This is a genomic window from Scytonema sp. PCC 10023 (assembly GCF_963920835.1).
Lineage (GTDB): Bacteria > Cyanobacteriota > Cyanobacteriia > Cyanobacteriales > Nostocaceae > Kalymmatonema.
On record NZ_CAWUDP010000297.1, the window covers coordinates 1 to 1392 of the forward strand.

Sequence of the window (1392 nt, forward strand, 5' to 3'; positions counted from 1 at the left end):
TTAAGAGTTGTAACGACGGTCAGCATTCGGGCAACAAAAGCACTACCAGCCTGAGTCTGAGACCCAAAACTGGTACGTCGCCAGATGACGGCAGGACGAATCGCTCTTTCAGCAGCATTATTCGTAGGCTCAACACCAACAGTTGTGACAAACAACCACATTGCTACCTCAACGTGGAGCAGTTGACGACAGGTGCGGACCGTTTTTGCCAAGGGTGTTTTTTCTCGTGTACCAATGGAGTAGTCGGCAGCTTCTTGTAAGGTCGCTTTGATCATGATCTGAATATCAGAAGCCAACTTCATAAAATCGCTACGAGATAAAGTACCATCTCGGACTCGATGCCATAAGTCAAATAACTTCTCCTGCTGTTTAACCAGTGCAGTCCCTAATTCTGCCGAGACACCAGGACGTTCTGAAATTTTGATAAATTCCCGTCGCAGATGCGCCCAGCACAATTGGCGACGTTCCAGGTCTACCCAGTTGTAAGCACCGTGACGGTCAGAGTTTAAAATACCTCCAAAGTTCTCACCCAACAAGTTTTCAGCTGCTTGGGTGCAACGAGTTAGAGCAATTTCAAAAAATGTTACCAGAGGTGTGACTGCAACCCACAGCCAAGCTTTTCTTTGTGTAGGATTACAACCGTCAAGATTACCTTGATTAAAGCTGGTTTCATCCGCTCCTACAACTGATTGTTGTTGAATGTATTGTTTTGCCTCATTCACACACCCAGTCACTGCATTGCTTGCTTCTGTGCGAAGTGTATTTACGGTTCCCAATGATATTGAGATCCCAAACAAGTCTTGCATGGCGCTTTGTACCATCCTGTGACTATTGCGGTACACTCCACTCAACAGCGCAACCAGAGCCACAACTCTTACCCCGTAACCACTTGGCTTCACATCTTCAGGTAATGTTGCACGGGTCTTAGCGCCGCATCCGGAGCAAGTCAATTGATGCAAGCGATGTTCGATGACGATGGGATTGATTGGCGGAATCTCTACTATCTGATGACGATAGGGGTTTGTATCTTCTCCACTAAGATTTTCTCCACAACTAGCGCACTCTTGTGGATGATGGTCAATGACCTCGCTACACTCTTCTATTGGGTATAAATCCCGGCTATGTCCTTCATGACCTGGTTGACCCCCTCGCTTTTTATTGCTTTTTTGCTTCTGTGGCTTTTTTCCAAACCCAGGTGGGTCAAGGGAGGGTGGTGATGACGAGTTCTTAGATGTGCGATTAACTTTTTCTAATAGCTGTTCCTGAACTGCGACTAATTCGGCTAGTTGTTGTTCTAATTTTCCAATGCCCTGCCCCATGCCCTTTACCAGTTTTTTGACACTGGCTGGAGTTTTCTCCCAATCTTCTGGGGGTATCTGAGTCAGATAATCT

At 46.3% G+C, this 1392-nt stretch carries 1 protein-coding gene; it reads right to left on the reverse strand.

What is annotated here, in order from left to right:
* Positions 1-1392: IS66 family transposase (gene tnpC / locus ACM0OZ_RS48820; RefSeq protein WP_414590155.1), on the reverse strand; the 1392-nt coding region annotated here is incomplete at both ends.